General features: G+C 74.3%; 20 protein-coding genes and 2 tRNA genes. 16 read left to right on the forward strand and 6 right to left on the reverse strand.

Annotated features, from left to right (window positions below):
• Positions 1-16 precede the first annotated feature (16 nt).
• The gene (locus ACSURM_RS23000; protein ID WP_436957560.1) at positions 17-496 is read right to left on the reverse strand and encodes a heme-degrading domain-containing protein; all 480 of its coding nucleotides are present in this window, start codon (positions 494-496) and stop codon (positions 17-19) included.
• A complete protein-coding gene (locus tag ACSURM_RS23005; RefSeq protein WP_436957562.1) occupies positions 496-1,569 on the reverse strand; it encodes a Gfo/Idh/MocA family protein in 1,074 nt (357 codons plus the stop codon). Before ACSURM_RS23005 ends, ACSURM_RS23000 begins: the two co-directional genes overlap by 1 nt.
• A gap of 83 nt (positions 1,570-1,652) precedes the next feature.
• Between ACSURM_RS23005 and ACSURM_RS23010 the strand changes: the two genes are divergently transcribed.
• From ACSURM_RS23010 to ACSURM_RS23070, 13 genes are all read left to right on the forward strand, one after another.
• A complete protein-coding gene (locus tag ACSURM_RS23010; RefSeq protein ID WP_436961169.1) occupies positions 1,653-2,798 on the forward strand; it encodes an ROK family transcriptional regulator in 1,146 nt (381 codons plus the stop codon).
• A 664-nt stretch (positions 2,799-3,462) separates the two neighbouring features.
• Positions 3,463-4,269 (forward strand): hypothetical protein, encoded by an 807-nt coding sequence (locus ACSURM_RS23015; protein ID WP_436957563.1) that lies wholly within the window; start codon positions 3,463-3,465, stop codon positions 4,267-4,269.
• A gap of 68 nt (positions 4,270-4,337) precedes the next feature.
• Complete coding sequence (locus tag ACSURM_RS23020) at positions 4,338-5,093, forward strand: GntR family transcriptional regulator (RefSeq protein ID WP_436957564.1); 756 nt, start codon at positions 4,338-4,340, stop codon at positions 5,091-5,093.
• A gap of 129 nt (positions 5,094-5,222) precedes the next feature.
• The gene (locus ACSURM_RS23025; protein ID WP_436957565.1) at positions 5,223-6,347 is read left to right on the forward strand and encodes a TIGR03364 family FAD-dependent oxidoreductase; all 1,125 of its coding nucleotides are present in this window, start codon (positions 5,223-5,225) and stop codon (positions 6,345-6,347) included.
• Positions 6,348-6,355: 8 nt separating this feature from the next.
• Positions 6,356-7,072, forward strand: a complete 717-nt coding sequence (locus tag ACSURM_RS23030) for a phosphonatase-like hydrolase (protein WP_436961170.1) — start codon at positions 6,356-6,358, stop codon at positions 7,070-7,072.
• 1 nt (position 7,073) lies between these two features.
• On the forward strand, positions 7,074-8,120 hold the full coding sequence (locus ACSURM_RS23035) for an ABC transporter ATP-binding protein (protein ID WP_436957567.1): 1,047 nt from the start codon (positions 7,074-7,076) through the stop codon (positions 8,118-8,120).
• Positions 8,113-8,955, forward strand: coding sequence for a 2-aminoethylphosphonate ABC transporter permease subunit (locus ACSURM_RS23040; RefSeq protein ID WP_436957569.1), 843 nt, complete (start codon positions 8,113-8,115; stop codon positions 8,953-8,955). The genes ACSURM_RS23035 and ACSURM_RS23040 overlap by 8 nt, the downstream gene beginning before the upstream one ends.
• Positions 8,942-9,739 carry an ABC transporter permease gene (locus ACSURM_RS23045; protein ID WP_436957570.1) on the forward strand — a complete coding sequence of 266 codons (798 nt, stop codon included), beginning with the start codon at positions 8,942-8,944 and terminating at the stop codon, positions 9,737-9,739. Before ACSURM_RS23040 ends, ACSURM_RS23045 begins: the two co-directional genes overlap by 14 nt.
• A 47-nt stretch (positions 9,740-9,786) precedes the next feature.
• The gene (locus tag ACSURM_RS23050; RefSeq protein WP_436957571.1) at positions 9,787-10,839 is read left to right on the forward strand and encodes a 2-aminoethylphosphonate ABC transporter substrate-binding protein; all 1,053 of its coding nucleotides are present in this window, start codon (positions 9,787-9,789) and stop codon (positions 10,837-10,839) included.
• Positions 10,840-10,913: 74 nt separating this feature from the next.
• The gene (locus ACSURM_RS23055; RefSeq protein ID WP_436957573.1) at positions 10,914-12,446 is read left to right on the forward strand and encodes an alkaline phosphatase family protein; all 1,533 of its coding nucleotides are present in this window, start codon (positions 10,914-10,916) and stop codon (positions 12,444-12,446) included.
• A 78-nt stretch (positions 12,447-12,524) separates the two neighbouring features.
• Entirely contained in the window at positions 12,525-13,304 is a 780-nt protein-coding gene (locus ACSURM_RS23060; RefSeq protein ID WP_189754171.1) for an HAD-IIA family hydrolase, read from the forward strand.
• Positions 13,305-13,442: 138 nt separating this feature from the next.
• Positions 13,443-14,000, forward strand: coding sequence for a hypothetical protein (locus ACSURM_RS23065; protein WP_436957575.1), 558 nt, complete (start codon positions 13,443-13,445; stop codon positions 13,998-14,000).
• A 6-nt stretch (positions 14,001-14,006) separates the two neighbouring features.
• Positions 14,007-14,678: a class F sortase gene (locus ACSURM_RS23070; protein ID WP_436957577.1), complete on the forward strand. Its 672-nt coding sequence runs from the start codon at positions 14,007-14,009 to the stop codon at positions 14,676-14,678.
• Between the two features lie 4 nt (positions 14,679-14,682).
• Here ACSURM_RS23070 and ACSURM_RS23075 read toward each other — a convergent pair whose 3' ends face one another.
• Together ACSURM_RS23075 and ACSURM_RS23080 are read right to left on the reverse strand one after the other, a co-directional pair.
• On the reverse strand, positions 14,683-15,372 hold the full coding sequence (locus ACSURM_RS23075) for a FadR/GntR family transcriptional regulator (RefSeq protein WP_436957578.1): 690 nt from the start codon (positions 15,370-15,372) through the stop codon (positions 14,683-14,685).
• Between the two features lie 76 nt (positions 15,373-15,448).
• Positions 15,449-15,522: transfer RNA gene (locus tag ACSURM_RS23080), tRNA-Lys, on the reverse strand.
• Positions 15,523-15,711: 189 nt separating this feature from the next.
• Here ACSURM_RS23080 and ACSURM_RS23085 point away from each other — a divergent pair.
• The 3 genes from ACSURM_RS23085 to ACSURM_RS23095 all read left to right on the forward strand — a co-directional run bounded on the left by ACSURM_RS23085 (position 15,712) and on the right by ACSURM_RS23095 (position 18,721).
• Entirely contained in the window at positions 15,712-16,713 is a 1,002-nt protein-coding gene (locus ACSURM_RS23085; protein ID WP_436957580.1) for a peptidoglycan-binding protein, read from the forward strand.
• 134 nt (positions 16,714-16,847) lie between these two features.
• Positions 16,848-17,984, forward strand: coding sequence for an SPFH domain-containing protein (locus ACSURM_RS23090; RefSeq protein WP_436957581.1), 1,137 nt, complete (start codon positions 16,848-16,850; stop codon positions 17,982-17,984).
• Positions 17,985-18,115: 131 nt separating this feature from the next.
• Positions 18,116-18,721 carry a lytic polysaccharide monooxygenase auxiliary activity family 9 protein gene (locus ACSURM_RS23095; protein WP_436957583.1) on the forward strand — a complete coding sequence of 202 codons (606 nt, stop codon included), beginning with the start codon at positions 18,116-18,118 and terminating at the stop codon, positions 18,719-18,721.
• Between the two features lie 47 nt (positions 18,722-18,768).
• On the opposite strand, the gene ACSURM_RS23100 is transcribed toward ACSURM_RS23095, so the two are convergent.
• A tRNA-Lys gene (locus ACSURM_RS23100) sits at positions 18,769-18,842 on the reverse strand.
• Positions 18,843-18,939: 97 nt separating this feature from the next.
• Entirely contained in the window at positions 18,940-19,692 is a 753-nt protein-coding gene (locus ACSURM_RS23105; protein WP_436957585.1) for an IclR family transcriptional regulator, read from the reverse strand.
• Positions 19,693-19,723 lie beyond the last annotated feature (31 nt).

A 19,723-nucleotide genomic window follows, 5' to 3' on the forward strand; every position in this document is an offset into this window, starting at 1 on the left:
GATTCCCGCCGTTCCCTCAGCCGGCCGAACGGCCGAGGAACTCCTCCAGCGTCTCCACCACGAACCGGTGGTCCTCCAGTTGCGGCAGGCCGGAGACGGTCACCGCGCCGATCACTCCGACGCCCTCCACCGTGACCGGGAAGGAGCCGCCGTGCGCCGCGTAGGTGTCCGGGTCCAGGCGGGAGGAGTCCTCGAAGGTGGTGCCCTTGGCGCGGAAGCGGGCGCCGACCAGGTAGGACGCGGCGCCGTAGCGCTCCACCACCCGGCGCTTGCGGGCGATCCAGGCGTCGTTGTCCGGGGCGGAGCCCGGCAGGGCGGCGTGGAAGAGCTGCTGGCCGGCCCGGTGGATGTCGATGGCGACCGGCGCCCGGCGCTCCCGGGCCCGCTCGACCAGGAGGCAGCCGAGGGCCCAGGCGTCCTCGTGGGTGAACCGCCGGAAGACCAGGCGCCGCTGCTGCTCCTCCAACTCCTGGACGGTCGGGGTGTTCTCGGGCATCACAGGGTCACCGTCACCTTCTCGTGGGCGGACCGGCGGGCCGCTTCCAGGACGTCGAGCGCGGCGGCGGCCTCCAGGGCGGTCACCGGGTTGGGCCCGGTGCCGCGCAGGGCGTCGGCGACGGCCGCGTAGTAGGCCGGGTAGTCGCCCGGCAGGGTCGGTACGGGGGTGCCGGCGCCGGTCAGCGGGGACTCCCCGGAGCCGATCCGGCCCCACAGGGACTCGTCCTCGGCGCCCCAGCCGGCGGTGGTGCCGGGACGGCCGCCCTCGCGCAGGGCCGCCTCCTGCGGGTCCAGGCCGTACTTGACGTAGCCCGCGCGGGAGCCCAGCACCCGGAAGCGGGGGCCGAGCTGGGCGGCCGTCGCGGAGACGTAGAGGTGGGAGCGGACGCCGCTCGCGTGGGTGAGCGCGATGAAGGTGTCGTCGTCGGTCTCGGCGCCGGGGCGGCGGATGTCGGTCTCGGCGTACACCTCGGTGGCCGGGCCGAACAGGACCAGGGCCTGGTCGACGACGTGGCTGCCGAGGTCGTAGAGCAGGCCGCCGATCTCGGCGGGGTCGCCGGACTCGCGCCAGCCGCCCTTGGGCCGCGGGCGCCAGCGCTCGAAGCGGGACTCGAAGCGCCAGGCGTCGCCGAGGGCGCCGTCCGCCAGCAGCGTGCGCAGGGTCAGGAAGTCGTTGTCCCAGCGGCGGTTCTGGAAGACCGACAGCAGCAGACCGCGCTCCTCGGCGAGGGCGGCCAGCGCCCGGGCCTCGGCCGCGGTGCCGGCGACCGGCTTGTCCACGACCACCGGCAGGCCCGCCCGCAGCGCGGTGGTGGCCAGTGGCACGTGGGTCTTGTTCGGGGAGGCCACGACGACGAGGTCCAGCTCGTCCGCCCGGTCGAACAGCTCCTCGGCGGTGGCGGCGAGCCGGACCTCCGGGAACTCGGCGCGGGCCTGCTTCTGCCGCTCCGGGCTGGAGGTGACCACGATGTCCAGGGCGAGGCCCTCGGTGGCGGCGATCAGCGGGGCGTGGAAGACCGAGCCGGCGAGGCCGTAGCCGATCAGGCCGACGCGGAGGGGGGTTGCAGTCATGCGTCCCACTTTGGCAACGCTGTTGCGAAAGTGCAAGCGGCGGGGAGAATGGGGGCGTGAAGAGGAGCGAGCCGAGGGCGGGGATGACGGGGGACAAGGGCGTTGCGGGGGCGAATCTCGGGCTGGTGCGCAGCCACAACGCGGCGCTGGTGCTGGGGCTGCTGCGGGACGCGGGGGCCGAGGGCATCAGCCGGCTGGAGCTGGCCGAGCGCACCGGGCTGACCCCGCAGGCCGTCAGCAAGATCACCGCGCGGCTGCGGGCGGAGGGGTTCGCCACGGAGGCCGGGCGGCGGGCGTCGACCGGGGGCAAGCCTCGCACCGTACTGCGGCTGGTACCGGAGGCGGGGCACGCCGTCGGGGTGCATCTGGACCGCGACGAACTGCGGGCCGTGCTCGTCGAACTGGACGGGGCCGTGGTGGCCGAGCGGCGCGCGGAACTGGACCTGGGGGCGGGTGCCGAGGCCGTGCTGGGAGCGGTGTGCGCGGCGGTGCGCGAGGTCGTGGAGGACCTGCCCGGTGAAGGCGGTACGGGCGGTGAGGGCCTCGCCGGGGTCGGTTCGCTGGTCGGGGCGGGGGTGGCGCTGCCCGGCCCCCTGGACCATGCGCGTGGGGTGCTGCACCGGGTCACCGGGTTCCCCGAGTGGGACGGCTTCCCGCTGCGGGACGCGCTCGCGCGGCGGCTGGGGGTGCCGGTGGTGGTCGACAAGGACACCAACGCGGCGGCGCTCGGGCTGGCGGTCGGCGGCGCGCAGGAGGTGGTGGGCCGGTCGTTCGCGTACCTGCACCTCGGTACGGGGCTCGGCGCCGGGCTGGTCATCGACGGCGGCGTGCACCGCGGGGCGCGCACCGGGGCGGGGGAGTTCGGCCACCAGGTGATCCAGCTGGACGGGCCGCCGTGCGAGTGCGGCGACCGGGGCTGCGTGGAGGCACTGTGCCTGGGCGCGGCGGCCCGGGGCGAGATCGCGGAGGCGGCCCGGGTACTCGGCGTGGCGGCCGGGAACCTGGTCGGGCTGCTGGACATCGACGGGGTGCTGCTCGGTGGACGCACGGTCGCCGGGGCGCCCGAGGCGTACGTACGGGGCGTCGGCGAGGTACTGGCCGCCCGCGCCCGACGCGAGGGAGCCGACGAGGACGTCCCCGTACGGGCCGCCCCCCGAGCGGAACGCCTGGTAGCAGAGGGAGCCGCCCAACTGCTGCTGGCCCCCCTGTTCGGACGGGGCGACGCCTGACGGGGAAGCGCCCCCGAAGGGGCGCGGGGAACCGCGCGACCGACCACGGAGGACCTGCGGCGCGACGACCGGCGGGGGCCCGGGGCGTTGCGTGTTCGACGCCGTTGCGTGTTCGACCCGGGGTGGCCGTGGCTCCCTCAGGGGCGCGGGGAACTGCGCGACCGGCCACGACGGGCCCGCGGCTTGGCGACCGGTGGGTGGCCCTACGGCGCTGTGGGTGACGCCGTTGCGTGTTCGGCCGGGGGTGGCCGTGGCTCCTTCAGGGGCGCGGGGAACTGCGCGATCGGCTACGACGGGCCCGCGGCTTGGCGACCGGTGGGTGGCCCTACGGCGCTGTGGGTGACGCCGTTGCGTGTTCGGCCGGGGGTGGCCGTGGCTCCTTCAGGGGCGCGGGGAACTGCGCGATCGGCTACGACGGGCCCGCGGCTTGGCGACCGGTGGGTGGCCCCACGGCGCTGTGGGTGACGCCGTCGCGTGTTCGACCGGGGGTGGCCGTGGCTCCCTCAGGGGCGCGGGGAACTGCGCGATCGGCCACGACGGGCCCGCAGTCGACAACCGGCCGGCCGCCGGCTGGCATCCGGTGTCCGCCGGTGGAGGGGACCTTCCCCAGGCCCCGGCATGGCGGCGCCGTCGGCCCCGCCCCGCCCGGCAGGGTCATGTGTTCATGCGACTGCGCACGCCCCTGCCCCGCCGCCTCGCCGTGGCCGCGGCCGCGGCCACGGCCGTCGTCCTCCCCGTGCCACCGTCCGCCGCCCACACCCGTACCGCCCCCGCGCCCCCCTCCTGCGCCGCCGCCGACGCCCACACGTTCCCGCTGGCCACCCGCATCCGCGGCGGTCCCGCGTCGTACGAGGCCGGCGCCCGGCCCCGTACCTGGTACATCGACCTCACCAACACCACCGGGCGGACCTGCGCCGGCGTCCACCCGGTCGTGGTCCTCGTCGACGACGAACGCGCGCTGCGGCCGGACCACCCCCGCCTGGACTTCTACGACGGCCCCCGCGCCCACCGCGTCGCCTTCGAGGCCACCGACGCCCGGGAACTGGTCGGCGTGCTGGACGGCACCGGATTCGCCGGGTTCACCGTGCCGCCCGGCCGGACCGTCGCCGTACGGGTCCGGTTCTCGCTCGCCCCGGACGCCGTGGCCGGCCGGGTCACCGCGAACGCCGCCGTCGTGCAGCGGCGGGGCGGGGACGGCGACTGGGTCGGGGAGTCCGGCGCCTACCGCTTCTCGGTCACCGAGGACGGGGACGGCGGCACCGAGGAGGAGCCGGCGGACACCGACCCCGCACGGGAGGCCCGCGAAGCCCACGCCCTGCGCCCGCCCGGCACCCCCGCCCCGGCCCCTTCCCCGGCCCCCCGGTCCTCCCCTCAGGCCGCCCGCACCCCGCTCACGACCGTCCTCGTCCCCCTGCTCACCCTGCTCGCCGCCGCCACCGGCGCCTGCCTCCTGCTCCGCGCCCGCCGCTGACCGCCCCGCCCCCGCCCGCGCCCCTCCCCACCCCCTGCGCCACCGACCCCGTCTGCGACGATCCCCCCGTGGACTACCCCAACGACCAGGCCCCCGGCGCCCCCGTCCGCTCCGGCATCCCCGAGCACGGGCGCATCCCCAAGTACTACGCGGTGAAGGCGCGGATCGCCGCGCTGCTGGAGGAACTGGGGGAGGGCGGCGTCATCCCCACCGAGCGGGATCTCGCCGAGCGGTACGACGTGGCCCGCGAGACCGTGCGGCAGGCCGTACGGGACCTGGTGCTGGAGGGCCGGCTGCGGCGCCGGGGCCGGGGCACCGTGGTCGCCGGACCCAAGCTGGCCCAGCCGCTGTCGCTGGCCAGCTACACCGAGGGGGTGCGCCGGCAGGGGCGCACCCCCGGCCGTACCCTCGTCACCCTCGACCGGTTCCCGTGCCCGGACCCGCTCGCCGCCGAGACCGGGATCGGCCGCGGCGAGCCCGTCTGGCACCTGGAGCGCGTGCTGCTCGCCGACGACGAGCGGGTGGGCCTGGAGAGCACGTACGTCGCCGTCGCGCGGGTGCCTCGGCTGGACACGGACTTCCACCCGGACTCCTCCTTCTACGGCTACCTCGCCGCCCAGGGCATCTCCTTCGGCGACGCGGACGAGCGCATCGAGACCGTCCTGGCCACCCCCCGCGAGGCCCTCCTCATCGGCACCCCGCCCGCCCTGCCCATGCTGCTGATCCACCGGATCTCCCGGGACACCGAGGGCCGCCCGCTGGAGCGGGTGCGGTCGCTGTACCGCGGCGACCGCTTCTCCTTCACCACCCACCTCCAGGGCTGAGGGACACCGGCGGCACCCGCCCGGATGTCACAAAAAGATAACGGGTCTAGCCCAAACGTGATGGCTCGTTCACGCTCTCGTTGTCAGCCGGATGTCTCCGGTTCCCGAATCGCGAGGAGCGTTGCCGCCGTGAGAGTGACAGTCGTCGGAGCAGGCGTGGTGGGCACCATGCACGCCTGGCACGCAGTGGAACGCGGCCACCAGGTCGTCCAGATCGAGCGCGAGGCCGAGGCGCGCGGCGCCTCGCTGCGCAACTTCGGGCAGATCTGGGTCAGCGGGCGCGCGGGTGGAGAAGAGCTGGCAGCCGCCCTGCGGGCGCGGGAGCTGTGGGAGGGGATCGGCGGCCGGGTCCCGGCGCTGGGCTTCCGCCCCAACGGCTCCCTCACCCCGGTCCGCGGCCCGCTCGAACTCGCCGTCGCCGAGGCGGCCGTGGCCCGGGCGGACGCCGCCACCCGCGGCTACAAGCTGCTCACCCCCGGCGAGGCCCGCGCCCTGAACCCCGCCCTGCGCGGCGACTTCACCGCCGCCCTGTACTGCGAGCGGGACGCGGCCGTGGAGCCCCGCACCGCCCAGCTCGCCCTGCGCGCGGAGCTGCTGAAGTCCCCGAACTACACCTTCCTGCCCGGCCGGGAGGTGCGCGACGTGACCGGCGCCGGGACCGTCCGCGACGACCACGGGGACACCCACCACGCCGACGCCGTCGTGCTGTGCACCGGTGCCTGGCTCGGCGGACTCGTCCGCGAACTGGCCGGCCCGGACCTCCCGGTGCGCCGCGTCCGCCTCCAGATGATGCAGACCGACCCGCTCGGCGAAGCCCTGACCACCTCCGTCGCCGACGCCGACAGCTTCCGCTACTACCCGGCGTACGCCTCGGCGGCGCTGGACGAGCTGAACGCCCGGCAGCCGCAGCCGCGGATCGCCGCAGAGCACAAGATGCAGCTGCTCATGGTGCAGCGCGCCGACGGCGGCCTGACCATCGGCGACACCCACGAGTACGAGCACCCCTTCGCCTTCGACACCGTCGAGGAGCCCTACGAGCACCTCACCGGCGTCGTGGAGTCCCTCCTCGGCCGGCCACTGCCGCGCGTGCGCCACCGCTGGGCGGGCGTGTACGCGCAGTGCACCGACCCCGGCAAGGTCGTCCACCGCCAGCAGGTGCACGAGGGGGTGTGGCTGGTCACCGGGCCCGGCGGGCGCGGCATGACCTGCGCCCCCGCGATAGCCGAGACCACCGCGAACGAACTGGGCTGGTGAACACCCCCATGACCCCCGTCACCCCGAACACCCCGGCCGGCCCCGGCATCCGCCTCGTCGTCCTCGACATGGCCGGCACCACCGTCGCCGACGGCGGCCTGGTCGAGCGCGCCTTCGCCGCTGCCGCCGCCGAGCTGGGCGTCGAGCCCGGCTCCGCCGAGCACGCCGAGCACCTGGCCTACGTCCGCGCCACCATGGGCGAGTCCAAGATCTCCGTCTTCCGTCACCTCTTCGGCGACGAGGACCGCGCCCGGCGCGCCAACACCGCCTTCGAGAAGGCGTACGGCGACCTGGTCGACCAGGGCCTGATCGCGCCGGTCCCCGGCGCCCGCGAGGCCATCGAGGAACTGACCGAGGCCGGCCGTACCGTCGTGCTCACCACCGGCTTCGCCCGGGTCACCCAGGACGCCATCCTGGACGCCCTCGGCTGGCGCGGCCTGGTGCCGCTCACGCTGTGCCCGGCCGACGCCGGCGGGCGCGGGCGGCCGTACCCGGACATGGTGCTGGAGGCGTTCGTCCGCACCAAGGCGGCCGACGACGTACGGCAGGTCGCGGTGGCCGGCGACACGTCGTACGACGTGCTCAGCGGCGTACGCGCCGGGGCCGGGCTGGTCGCCGGCGTGCGCACCGGCGCGCACGGCGACGCCGAGTTCACCGCCGCCGGCGCCACCCATGTCCTCGACTCCGTCGCCGGCCTGCCCGGCCTGCTCGCCGGAGACCGCTGACATGGGCATCCGCTTCGACTCCGTCACGGTCGCCTATGACGGCAACGTCGTCCTCGACTCCCTCGACCTGACCGTCGAGCCCGGCGAGGTCATGGCGCTCCTCGGGCCGTCCGGATCCGGCAAGACCACCGCGCTGCGGGCGGTCGCCGGATTCGTGCGGCCCGCGTCCGGGCGGGTGTACCTCGGCGGCGAGGACGTGACGGACCTCCCGCCGTACCGGCGCGGCATCGGCATGGTCGTGCAGAGCTACGCCCTCTTCCCGCACCTGCGCGTGGACGAGAACGTGGCCTTCGGGCTCAAGGCCCGCCGCACCCCCAAGGGCGAGATCCGGCAGCGGGTCGCCGAGGCGCTGGAGCTGACCGGCATGGCCGGCTACGCCCGACGGCACCCGCGCGAGCTGTCCGGCGGGCAGCAGCAGCGCGTCGCGATCGCCCGCGCGCTCGCCATCCGGCCCCGCGTGCTGCTCCTGGACGAGCCGCTGTCCGCGCTCGACGCCCGGCTGCGCTCCGGCATGCTCGCCGAACTCGCCCGGCTGCACCGCGAGCTGCCCGACGTGTCGATGCTGTACGTCACCCACGACCAGGTCGAGGCGCTGACCCTGGCCGACCGGATCGCGGTGATGGACTCGGCCCGGCTGCGGGCGTGCGGCACGCCGAGGGAGCTGTACCGGGCGCCCACCGACGCGTTCACCGCGTCCTTCGTGGGCGGCGCCAACCTGGTCCCGGTGACCGTGACGGCCGGCGGCGTGTCCCTCGGGGGCACCGAGCTGAAGCTCGACACGGCCGGGGCCGCCGTGGGCGCCCGCGCCACGCTCTGCGTACGGCCGCACCTGGTCGGGCTGGGCGAGGGACCCAACCGGCTCCCGGGCACCGTACGGGAGATCCAGTGGCGCGGCGCCACGCACCGGCTGTACGTCGAGGTCGACGGGCACACGGTGATGGCGGACGTGCGGGAACTGAAGGCTCCGCCCGCCCTCGGCGACACCGTGGACCTGCACTTCGCGCCCGACGACGGGGTGCTGCTGCCCGCGGGAGTCAGCCATGGCTGAGGTCGTCGAGAATCCGCCGGTGGCCGGTGGCCGGGCACGCAGTTCCCCGCGCCCCTTCGGGGCACTGGTCTGGGCCCTTCCTCCAGTAGCCGCCCTCGCCCTCTTCTTCCTCTACCCCCTCGCCCTCGTCGTCCGCCAGTCCCTGCGGCCCGACACCGGCGGCACCTCCCTCCAGGCGTACGCCGACGTCTTCGGCTCCGAGGCGTTCCGGCACGCGCTGTGGACCACCGTGTGGCTGGCGCTGGCCGCCACCGCCGGCTGCCTGGTCCTGGGGTTCCTGCTGGCGCTGGTCATCGCGTTCGTGCCGTTCCCCGGGGCGAGGTCGGTGGCCCGGTTCATCGACGTGTACCTGTCCTTCCCGTCCTTCCTGATCACGCTGGCGCTGCTGTTCCTCTACGGCGGTACGGGCGTCCTCGGCTCCTTCCAGTTCCTCACCACGCCCTGGGGCGTGCTGCTGGCGGAGGTCACCTACTTCACGCCGTTCGTGATGCGCCCGCTGCTCGCCGCGTTCGCGCAGCTCGACACCGCCCAGCTGGAGGCGGCCGGTTCGCTGGGCGCGCGGGCGCCCCGCATCGTCCGGCAGGTGATCCTGCCCGAGGCGCTGCCCGCGCTCGCGGCCGGCGGCAGCCTGGTCCTGGTGCTGTGCCTGAACGAGTTCGGGATCGTGCTGTTCACCGGCGCGAAGGGGGTCACCACCCTGCCGATGCTCGTCTACGGCAAGGCGATCCTGGAGTCCGACTACCCGGGCGCCTGCGCGGTCGCCGTCGTCAACGTCCTGATCTCCGTGGGCCTGTACGGCCTGTACCGGGTGGTGAGCCGTCGTGCTGGTGCATAGCCGCAAGGCCAGGTGGGCCGTGTGGGCGGTGTTCCTCGTCCTGTTCCTGCCGCTGTTCGCGCTGCCGTTGCTGGTCATCCTGGGCGCCTCCTTCGCCACCCACTGGTCCGGCACCCTGCCCTCCGGCCCCACCCTGGACCACTACCGCTCCGCCACCCGCGGCGAGGCCCTCCAGGCGCTCACCACCAGCCTGGTCACGGCGGTCACCGCCAGCCTGCTCGCGCTGACCGCCGGCACCTGGGCCGCGCTGGCCGGGGCCGCCCTGAGGAAGCGCCACCGCCGGGTGCTGGACGCCCTGTTCGTGCTGCCGGTCGCCGTGCCGTCGGTGGTGGTGGGCCTCGCGGTGCTGGTGGCGTTCTCCCAGCCGCCGCTGCTGCTCAACGGCACCCGGTGGATCGTGATCACCGCCCACACCGTGCTGGTCACCGCCTTCGCCCACCAGTCGGTGTCGGCCGCCCTGACCCGCCTGGACCCGGCCTACGAACAGGCCGCCGCCTCCCTCGGCGCCCGGCCCGCCTACATCCTGTTCCGGGTGCGGCTGCCGCTGCTGCTGCCCTCGCTGACCGCCGCCGCCGGACTGTGCTTCGCCCTGTCCATGGGCGAGCTGAGCGCCACGATGATGCTCTACCCGCCGGACTGGACCCCGCTGCCCGTGCTGATCTACGCGGCCACCGACCGGGGCGCCCTGTTCACCGGGTCGGCCGTCGCCGTGGTCCTGATGGCCGCGACCCTGCTCGTCCTGTTCGCCGTCTCCCGGGTCCGCACCCGGGCCTCCTACCGCTGACCCCTCCCCGGACCGCCCCCGTCACCTCGCCAGGAGACCGCCCCGCCATGCCCAGAAACCGCGTCCCGCTCGCCGTGGCCCTCGCCCTGCTCGCCGCGCCCGCGCTGTCCGCCTGCGGCTCCTCCGCCGCCTCGGACGCCAAGGTCGTCACCGTCTACAGCGCCGACGGCCTCAAGGGCGAGAACGGCGACGGCTGGTACGACCAGGTGTTCAAGGACTTCCAGAAGCAGACCGGCATCAAGGTGAAGTACGTCGAGGGCGGCTCCGGCGAGATGGTGCAGCGCGCCGTCCGCGAGCGGAGCAACCCGCAGGCCGACGTGCTGGTCACCCTGCCGCCGTTCATCCAGCAGGCCGCCGGCAAGGGCCTGCTGCAGAAGTACGCCCCGGCCGGCGCCGACCAGGTCGCGGGCGCCGACAAGGCCGCCGACTCCACCTGGACCTCGGTCGTCACCAATTACTTCGGGTTCGTCTACAACAAGAAGGAGCTGAAGCAGCCCCCCAAGACCTGGGACGAACTGCTCGGCGCCCGCTACAAGAACAAGCTCCAGTACTCCACCCCGGGCGTCGCCGGCGACGGAACGGCCGTCCTCATCAAGGCGTTCCACGACTTCGGCGGCAAGGAGCAGGGCCTCGCCTTCCTGAAGCGACTCCAGGCCAACAACGTCGGCCCGTCCGCCTCCACCGGCAAGCTCGCCCCCAAGGTGGACAAGGGCGAACTCCTCGTCGCCAACGGCGATGTGCAGATGAACTACGCCCAGGCCAAGACCATGCCGAACCTCGGCATCTGGTTCCCGGCCGGCGCCGACGGCAAGCCCACCACGTTCGCCCTGCCGTACGCGGCCGGCCTGGTCACCAAGGCCCCGCACAGCGCCAACGGCAAGAAGCTGCTCGACTTCATGCTCGCCCGCAAGCAGCAGGAGGAGGTCAGCGCGATCGGCGGCGGCTTCACCGCCCGCCAAGACGTCAAGGCCACCGACGCCAACGCCGTCGCGCTGACCCGGCTGATGGACGGCGTGGAGGTCTTCGAACCCGACTGGAACGACATCGAGAAGAACCTCAGCGCCTACGTCGAGGACTGGAAGTCCGCGACCGGCAGTTGATTTCTCCGCCGCGCGGCCGTAGACAGCCCCGCACCGCGAGACCACACGCCCCTGGCACCACCGGGGGCGTCGCCATGCCCGTACGCACGTCCGCCCCTCTCCCCCCGGAGGACCCCGTGCCCCACCTCTCCCGTCGCTCCCTCCTCCTGTCCGCCGCCGCGGCGGCCGCGACCGCCGGGTCGTTCACCGCCGTCGCCCGGGCCGCGGCCCGCACCCCGAAGGTGCTCGTCATCGGCCTGGACGGCGCCCTGCTCAGCCGGATCAAGGACGCCGACGCGCCGCACCTGGACGCCCTGATGGCGGCCGGGCTCACCGCTCCCAGCAGCATCTACGCCAACCCGCTCGCCCCGACCCTCTCCGGCCCCGGCTGGTCGACCATCCTCACCGGTGTCTGGCCCGACAAGCACAACGTGAAGGACAACGCCTTCACCGGCGCCCGGTTCACCCAGTACCCGGACTTCCTCACCCGCGCCGAGACCGCGAAGCCCGCCCTGTCCACGTACGCCGTCGCCTCCTGGACGCCGCTGACCGACACGGTGCTCTCCGCGAAGGTCGACACCCGCGTCTCCACCCCGAGCGCCGAGTACGACACCGGCACCACCTCCCGCGCGGTCGCCCGGCTGCGGGACGCGGATCCGGACGCGGTCTTCGTCCACCTGGACAACATCGACCACGCCGGCCACACCTACGGCGCCGCCTCCCAGCGCTACCTGGACGCCGTCCACACCGCCGACGCCCAGGTGGGGGAGATGGTGGCCGCGGTCAAGGCCCGGCCGTCGTACGCCGCCGAGGACTGGCTGATCATGGTCACCGCCGACCACGGCCACACCGACGCCGGCGGCCACGGCGGCTCCACCCTCCAGGAGCGGCAGACGTTCCTCATCGCCACCGGTTCCGCGCTCGCGCCCGGATCGGTGCGCCACGACGTGAAGATGCCGGACGTCGCCGTCTCCGCCCTCGCCCACCTCGGCATCCCCCTCGACCCCGCGTGGGGGCTGGACGGCCGGCCCGTCCAGCAGCCCGCCCCGGACGACTTCGACGCCCTGCGCGGCTCGCTGGCGGCGCGCGTGGACGAGACCGGCATCCCGGCGGCCCTCGTGGGCTTCACCCACACCCCGCCGTCCGGCTGGTCCGTCGACAACTCGGCGATGGGCGGCGGCGGGGTCACCGAGTGGCGCGGCTGGTCCTTCACCACCGACGAGTTCTGGACCCAGGCCCAGCGCGACCAGAGCCGCGAGTCCAACATCCGCGCCCGGAACGTCTTCGCGGTCGCCGACGGCGACGAGTGGACCGACAAGTCCTCCACCGGCACCTTCGACTCCACCCTGGTCAGCCCCGCCTACCCGGTCACCGGCGGCGGCACGGCCGTGCTGACGTACACCACCTACTACCGGCACGAGTCCCCGCAGAAGGGCGAGGTCCTCGTCTCCTACGACGGCGGCACCCCGGTGAGCGTGCGGACGTACACCGCCGACGTGCCCTCGCGCACCGAGACCGTCACCCTCCAGGTCCCGGCGGGCGCCACCAGTGCCCAGGTCCGGTTCCGTTACACCGGCGGCAACAACTGGTACTGGGTGATCGACGGGGTCCGGATCGGCATGTCCTGACTAGGCTGGGGGCGTCGGTACGCCGTGGTTCCGGCGCCCCCCGTTTTCCGTACGCACGCAGGCCAGGAGACGCAGCACATGGCAGACCGCAAGCCCATCGAGTCGTGGCTCACCGACATGGACGGCGTCCTGATCCACGAGGGCGTGCCCATTCCCGGCGCCGACGCCTTCCTGAAGAAGCTGCGCGAGTCGGGCCGGCCCTTCCTGGTGCTCACCAACAACTCCATCTACACCGCCCGCGACCTGCACGCCCGGCTGCGCCGGATGGGCCTGGACGTGCCGGTGGAGAACATCTGGACGTCGGCGCTGGCCACCGCGCAGTTCCTGAACGACCAGCGGCCCGGCGGCAGCGCCTATGTCATCGGCGAGGCGGGCCTGACCACCGCCCTGCACGACATCGGCTACATCCTCACCGACCACGAACCCGACTTCGTGATCCTCGGCGAGACCCGCACCTACTCCTTCGAGGCGCTGACCAAGGCCGTCCGGCTGATCAACAACGGCGCCCGGTTCATCGCCACCAACCCCGACAACGTCGGCCCCTCCACCGAGGGCGACCTGCCCGCCACCGGCTCGGTCGCCGCGCTGATCACCGCCGCCACCGGCAAGAAGCCGTACTTCGTGGGCAAGCCCAACCCGCTGATGATGCGGGCCGGGCTGAACGCGGTCGGCGCGCACTCCGAGACCTCGGCGATGATCGGGGACCGGATGGACACCGACGTCCTCGCGGGCCTGGAGGCCGGGATGCGCACCTTCCTGGTGATGACCGGCGTCACCCAGCCCGCCGACATCGACCGCTACCCGTTCCGCCCGTCCCAGGTGGTCGACTCCATCGCGGACCTGGTCGACCTGGTCTGAGCGATGTGACCCGGGCCGTTCCGGCGGCGGGTCCCGCCCGGCCGAAACCCGGTATCACCCGTTCGGAGCAGTTGGGCGCCTTCCGAGGATGCGGAGGCCCCTGGTGCGGGGGAGTCTCCAGATAACTGGAGGTTCACGATGGGCTCACTACGCCTCACTGTCTGTACCGGAATCCTCGCCGCCGCGGTCACCGTGGCCGCCCCCGCGGCCCACGCGGCGGGCGGCGGCGGCACGGTCGCCGTGACCCCCGCCTCCCCGGCGCCCGGCGCCGACCTCACCGTGCGCACCGAGGGCTGCGCGGGCGGCCAGGGCAGCGCCGCCTCGGCCGCCTTCGTCTCCGACGCCCGCCTGACCGGCGGCGGGGGCGCCCTGACCGGCGAGACCCGGGTCCGCTCCGACCTGCAGCCGGGCGCCTACACCGTGAAGACCGTCTGCGGCGACCGGGTGATCACCGGCAGCCTCACGGTCGGCGGGCCGGACGGCGCCCGCCCCGCCGCGCCCGTCGCCCCGGCCACCGCCGCCGCCTCCCCGATCGCCCCGGTCCCCGCGGGCGGCGGCGGCACCGCGCACTTCGCCACCGTCGCCACCAGCGGCTCCGGCCCCGACACCGGCCAGGCGGTGACCGGCTTGGCGCTGGCCGGCCTCGCCGCGCTCGCCGTCGGACTGCGCGCCCGCCGCACCCGCTCCTCCCGCTGACCGCCCGTGTCCGGCGAGCAGGGGCGCGGCGGCGCCGCCGGGTGGCTGGTCACCGCCCTGACCTGGGGGCTGCTGCTGTGCGGACTGTGGCTGTGGGGGCGCGAGGTGACCGGCGTGACACACGACGCGGACGGCGCCGCCACGGGCGACGTCTTCGCCGCGGGCCGCGCCGGCGACCCCGCCCGGCTGCCCGGCGCTGCCCGGCCGCTGGCCGACGCGGTGCCCCAGCGCGTCGACATCCCCGCCCTGGGCGTGACGGCCCCGGTGGTGACCCGCGGCCTGGACGCCCGGGGCGCGATCGACCCGCCGCCCTACGACCAGCCGGGCGTGGTCGGCTGGTACGGCGCCGGCCCGAAGCCCGGCGCGGCCGGGGCGGCCCTGCTGGTGGGCCATGTCGACACCACGACCCGGCCGGCCGTCTTCTACCGGCTGAGCACCCTCAAACCGGGCCACACCGTCCGGGTGGTCCGCGCGGACGGCAAGGTCGCCGAGTTCACCGTGGACGACATCCGCGTCCTGCCCCGCGACGGCTTCGACGCCCACCAGGCGTACGGCCCCCGCCGGCCCGGCCGCGCCGAGCTGCGCCTGATCACCTGCGGGGGCACCTTCGACCGGACCGACGGCAGCTACACGGCGAACGTGGTCGTCTCCTCGTACCTGACGGGCGTGTCGGGGTGAGCGGTCAGGGGGCGGCCGTGGGCGTGTGGGACAGGCGGGCGCGCAGGTTGCCGAAGTGGTCCCTTATGGCGCGCTCGGCCCGCAGGGAGTCCCCGGAGCGCACCGCGTCCACGATCTCCCGGTGCTGGCGGCAGGTGACCCGGGGGTCCTGCGGTGCGGCGGCCAGGTCGCGCCGCACCCGGTGGAAGGCCTCCCAGAACGCCTCCAGCACCTCGCCGAGCAGCACGTTGTCCAGGCCCCGGTACAGCGTGGCGTGGAAGGCGCGGTCGGTCCCGGCCAGCCCGGTGCCCTCGGCGGCCTCCCGCTCCATCCGGTCCACGAGCGCGTCCAGCTCGGCCAGGTCCGCCTCCTCCAGCCGTCCGGCCAGCCGCGACACCAGTCCTGTCTCCACGGCCTCGCGCAGCTCCAGCAGCTGGAGCAGGGAGTCCTCGCCCCGGTAGTGCCCGGCCACGGTCCGGAAGGCCAGGCCCTCGATCATCGGCGCGAACGACATGGAGCCGACGTACGTCCCGAAGCCGTGCCGGATCTCCACGATGCCCATCGCCTGGAGCGCCTTCAGGGCCTCCCGCACCGAGTTCCGGCTCGCCCCCAGCAGCCGCATCAGCTCCGGCTCGGTGGGCAGCGGGGCGCCCGAGGGCAGCCGCCGGTCCACGATCAGCTTCTTGATCCGCTCCTGAAGGTCCCGGGCTGCCATGGCCAGAGCGTAACCGCCCGTCCGCACCCCGGGCAGACGAAAAGCCCCCCGCCGAGGCGAGGGGCTTTTCCGTCGGTGCGCCGCCAGGGACTCGAACCCCGGACCCGCTGATTAAGAGTCAGCTGCTCTAACCAACTGAGCTAGCGGCGCCTGCTGACAGAGAAAACTCTACCTGAATCCCAGGGGTGCTCCGGACCGCCTCCGGGGTGGCCCGTACCCCCGCCCGGAGGGCCCGCGTACATCATTCGGACCGTCAGAATGCGCGATTCCAAGGCGGTTGGGAAACTGATCAACGTGCGCACTCGCGGACACATCCCCCCAGAATGTGAGGCAGATCGCATGACCGCTCCGACGTTCGAGGAAGTCGACCCCGCGAGCGACTGCCTCTGCCCCGGTTGCCGGCTCTCCCGGACCGGCTCCTCCCGTCCCCGTCCCGGCCGCTCCCGCCCGGCGGTCCGCGCCGCCGTGGTCGTGGCCGCCGCCTCCGCCGCCCTCGGCGCGCTCCCCCCGGCCGTCGCCGTCGCCGCCCCCGGCCAGGCCCCGCACCGCGCGGCACAGCCCGGCGACGAGGAGTTCGCCACCCCGCAGGGCCCCTGGGCCCCGCTGTACGGCAGACCGGGCGGCCCCGAGAAGACCCCCGCCGAGCCGATCCCGGCCACCACCCGCGCCGACATCATCAAACGGGCCAAGACCTGGGTGGACGCCAAGGTGCCGTACAGCATGACGGCCTTCTGGTCCGACGGCTACCGGCAGGACTGCTCGGGCTACGTCTCCATGGCCTGGGGCCTGCCGAACAACGAGTGGACCGGCAGCCTCGGCCAGTTCGGCGTGAAGATCACCAAGGCGGAGCTGGAACCGGGCGACATCCTGCTGTTCCACAACCCCGACAACCCCGAGAAGGGCTCCCACGTAGTGATCTTCGGCGGCTGGACGGACGACAAGCACACCTCGTACACGGCCTACGAGCAGACGCCCCCGCACGCCCGCCGCCAGACCACTCCCTACGCCTACTGGAGCAACTCCGGCAAGTACGTCCCCTACCGCTACAAGGGCCTGCCCCAGGGCGCGGCCGGTGCCCAGGCGGCCGGCGGCGCGAAGAAGGAGGTGCCCTATCCGGGCGCCTCCTTCTTCCGGCCCGGCGCGGTCAACGACCACGTCACCCGGCTCGGCACCCAACTCGTGCGCAAGGGGTACGGCCGGTTCTACGCCCACGGCCCGGGCCCGCGCTGGAGCGAGGCCGACCGCAGGGCCGTCGAGGCGTTCCAGCGGGCCCAGGGCTGGCGGGGAGGCGCGGCGGACGGTCATCCGGGGCCGGAGACCTGGCGCCGCCTGTTCGCCTAGGCCCTCTGTTCTCCCCCTCTTCTTTCCCCTCTTCCCGGACCGCCTTCCCCGCTCCCCGCTCCCGGGTCGCCGGCCGGGCACGTTCTCGTCCATCCCCTGTTCATGACGCGTCTGGCGCGGAGGCTGGAGCACGCATGAGTACGACCACATCCCACACCCCGCCCGAGTCCGAGGGGCAGTCGGACGGTACCGCCCCCGGTGCCGGTGTCCGGCCGGCCCGGCTGATCCAGAACGAGGCGACCACCGAGATCCCCGTCCACCTGCTCTTCCGGGACGGCCCCGACCCGGTGCGGGTGCCGCTCGCACCGGCGCTGGTGGGCCGCCGCCAGGACACCGGCGAGCGGCCCCGGCCCGGCCGCCCGGTGCCGGTGCGCCGCCGGCCGCTGCCGGAGACCGACCCGGAGCTGACGGAGCGCCCGGCGCGGGTGCTGCCCGGGGCGGCCGGGCTGCTCGCGGGGGCCTGCGGGCTCACCGGCGCGCTGATCACCACCTGGTGGTCGGGGCTGCTGCCGCCGCCGGCGGGCCGGGCGCTCGGACTGCCGGCGGGCACCGGTTCCGGGCTCGGCCTCGCCCACTGGGCCGCGTACGCCGGGTCCGGGCTGCTGGGCGCGGCCGGGTTCGGCGGGCTGGCCCGGGGGCGGGCCGGGCGGGCCTGGGTGCTGGGGCTGTTCGGGCGGTACCGGGGGACGGTCCGGCGCACCGGGCTGCTGTGGGTGAATCCGCTGCTGCCGCGCCGCCGGGTGGACGTGCGGCTGCGGCACTGGCGCAGCGAGGCGATGCCGGCGGTGGATCCGGACGGGATGGCGCTGCGGGTGGTGGTGCTGGTGGTGTGGCGGGTACGGGACACCGCGCGGGCCCTGCTCGGCATCGACGACCACGAGACGTATCTGAGCGAGTGCGTGGAGGCGGCGCTGGCCCGGGTGCCGGTGGAGCCGGCGGGCGGCGCGCGGGGCGGGACCACGGCGGCCGGGGACGCGCTGACCCGGCTGGTGGCGGAGGAGACCGCGCCGGTGGGGGTGGAGGTGTTCTCGGTGCAGCCGGTCCGGGTGGACTACGCCCCCGAGGTGGCCGCCGCGGTGCACCGGCGCCGGATCGCCGCGCTGGACGCCCGGCAGCGGGCCAGCCTGCTGGGCTCGGTGGTGGACTCGGTGGAGGACACGGTGACCCGGCTGACCACGCGCGGTCTGGTCGACCTGGACGACTACGACCGCAAGGTGCTGGTCCGGGACCTGACCGTGGCGTTCTGCTCGGGGCGCGGGGAGCCGGTGTAGCGGCGGGACGAACACTTAGCCGATTGGTATGGACATGTTCAACTAACGGCAATAATCTGAGACTTGGTCTAGACCTACCTGCACGGCGCACCGAACTCCCTGAACTCCCCACGTTCCCCAGGAGCGGCAGCATGCGCACCAAGACCAAGTTGTCCGCGGTCGTACTGGGCGCGGTGACCGCCGGAGCGTTCGCGCTCTCCACCGGCGGTGCCAGCGGCCACGGCTACACCGACCTCCCCATCAGCAGGCAGAAGCTCTGTCAGAACGGCACCGTGACCAACTGCGGCTCGATCCAGTGGGAGCCGCAGAGCGTCGAGGGCCCCAAGGGCTTCCCGGCCGGCGGTCCCGCCGACGGCCAGATCTGCAACGCCGGGCTGGGGCAGTTCGCCCAGCTCAGCGCGCCGAGGACGCCGTCCGGCGCGGCCTGGCCGACCACCAAGGTGACGGGCGGCCAGTCGTACGGCTTCCGCTGGCAGTTCACCGCCAGGCACGCCACGACGGACTTCAAGTACTACATCACCAAGCCGGGCTGGAACCAGAGCCACAACCTCGCCCGCTCCGACCTCAACCTCACGCCGTTCCTGACGGTGCCCTACGGCGGCCAGCAGCCGCCGTCCACGCTCAGCCACAGCGGCACCCTGCCGTCCGGCCTGAGCGGGCACCACGTCATCGTCTCGGTGTGGACGATCGCCGACACGGGCAACGCGTTCTACGCCTGCTCGGACGTCAGCTTCTGAGGCGAAACGAAAGACCCCCTCGCCGAGGCGAGGGGGTCTTTCCCAGGTGCGCCGCCAGGGACTCGAACCCCGGACCCGCTGATTAAGAGTCAGCTGCTCTAACCAACTGAGCTAGCGGCGCGTGACTCCCGCCTGCCTCGGGATTTTCCTTCCCGCGGCCGGCGACGAAGAAAATACTACCTGGTCCCGAGGGGTGCTCGTGACCACCCCGGGCGGCCCTAGATCGCCAGCGAGAGCAGCACCGGCGCCGCGTTGCGGTTCAGGGCGTCCGCGGCCCGCTTCAGCCGGTGGGCGTCGCGCACCGGCAGCGACAGGGCCAGGCAGCCGACCGTGGAACCCGCGGTGACCGGTACCGCGGCGCAGACCGTGCCGACCGCGTACTCCTGGAGGTCGAGCACGGGCGCCGACGGCGGCTGGGCCTCCAGCCGGGACAGCAGCAGCTTGTCGCTGGTGATCGTGCGCGAGGTGAGCCGGGCCATCTTGTGCCGGGCCAGGTGGTCGCGGCGGGCGTTCGCGTCCAGCTGGGTCAGCAGGCTCTTGCCGACGGCCGTGGCGTGGGCGGAGTAACGGAAGTCCACCCACTCGTTGACCGCCGGGGTGGCCGGCCCGGCGGCGTACTGGGTGACCCGGACCTCGCCGTCCACGTACCGGCTGAGGTAGACGGCCGCGCCGACCGAGTCGCGCAGCCGGTCCAGGTTCTGCTGGAGGTTGTCGCGCAGGGCCCGCTCCCGGTCGTGCGCCGAGCCGAGCCGGCGCAGGGTCTCGCCGGTGACGTACGCGCCGTCGGCGATCTCCTGGACGTAGCCCTCGCGGCGCAGCATCCGCAGCAGGCCGGTGAGCCGCCCGGGGCCCAGGCCGGTGCGGCGGGCCAGCTCGGCGGCGGTGACACCGGCCGGCTGGCCGGAGACGGTCTCCAGCACGCGCAGGGCTTCCTGGGCGCAGTGGTACGGGGCGGTCGGCTTGAAACTCATGGGTCCCCCTCGGCCGCGATCCGGGTCGGAT

The sequence above is a fragment of the Streptomyces sp. SudanB182_2057 genome, from assembly GCF_964272715.1.
Taxonomy (GTDB): Bacteria; Actinomycetota; Actinomycetes; order Streptomycetales; family Streptomycetaceae; genus Streptomyces; species Streptomyces rubradiris.

Bases quoted from the DNA above. Each gene is read 5' to 3' on its own strand.
- ACSURM_RS23000 (WP_436957560.1), bottom strand. From the start codon at position 496: ATGCCCGAGAACACCCCGACCGTCCAGGAGTTGGAGGAGCAGCAGCGG.
- ACSURM_RS23005 (WP_436957562.1), bottom strand. From the start codon at position 1,569: ATGACTGCAACCCCCCTCCGCGTCGGCCTGATCGGCTACGGCCTCGCC.
- ACSURM_RS23010 (WP_436961169.1), top strand. From the start codon at position 1,653: ATGACGGGGGACAAGGGCGTTGCGGGGGCGAATCTCGGGCTGGTGCGC.
- ACSURM_RS23015 (WP_436957563.1), top strand. From the start codon at position 3,463: ATGCGACTGCGCACGCCCCTGCCCCGCCGCCTCGCCGTGGCCGCGGCC.
- ACSURM_RS23030 (WP_436961170.1), top strand. From the start codon at position 6,356: ATGACCCCCGTCACCCCGAACACCCCGGCCGGCCCCGGCATCCGCCTC.
- ACSURM_RS23035 (WP_436957567.1), top strand. From the start codon at position 7,074: ATGGGCATCCGCTTCGACTCCGTCACGGTCGCCTATGACGGCAACGTC.
- ACSURM_RS23040 (WP_436957569.1), top strand. From the start codon at position 8,113: ATGGCTGAGGTCGTCGAGAATCCGCCGGTGGCCGGTGGCCGGGCACGC.
- ACSURM_RS23050 (WP_436957571.1), top strand. From the start codon at position 9,787: ATGCCCAGAAACCGCGTCCCGCTCGCCGTGGCCCTCGCCCTGCTCGCC.
- ACSURM_RS23055 (WP_436957573.1), top strand. From the start codon at position 10,914: ATGCCCGTACGCACGTCCGCCCCTCTCCCCCCGGAGGACCCCGTGCCC.
- ACSURM_RS23060 (WP_189754171.1), top strand. From the start codon at position 12,525: ATGGCAGACCGCAAGCCCATCGAGTCGTGGCTCACCGACATGGACGGC.
- ACSURM_RS23065 (WP_436957575.1), top strand. From the start codon at position 13,443: ATGGGCTCACTACGCCTCACTGTCTGTACCGGAATCCTCGCCGCCGCG.
- ACSURM_RS23075 (WP_436957578.1), bottom strand. From the start codon at position 15,372: ATGGCAGCCCGGGACCTTCAGGAGCGGATCAAGAAGCTGATCGTGGAC.
- ACSURM_RS23085 (WP_436957580.1), top strand. From the start codon at position 15,712: ATGACCGCTCCGACGTTCGAGGAAGTCGACCCCGCGAGCGACTGCCTC.
- ACSURM_RS23090 (WP_436957581.1), top strand. From the start codon at position 16,848: ATGAGTACGACCACATCCCACACCCCGCCCGAGTCCGAGGGGCAGTCG.
- ACSURM_RS23095 (WP_436957583.1), top strand. From the start codon at position 18,116: ATGCGCACCAAGACCAAGTTGTCCGCGGTCGTACTGGGCGCGGTGACC.
- ACSURM_RS23105 (WP_436957585.1), bottom strand. From the start codon at position 19,692: ATGAGTTTCAAGCCGACCGCCCCGTACCACTGCGCCCAGGAAGCCCTG.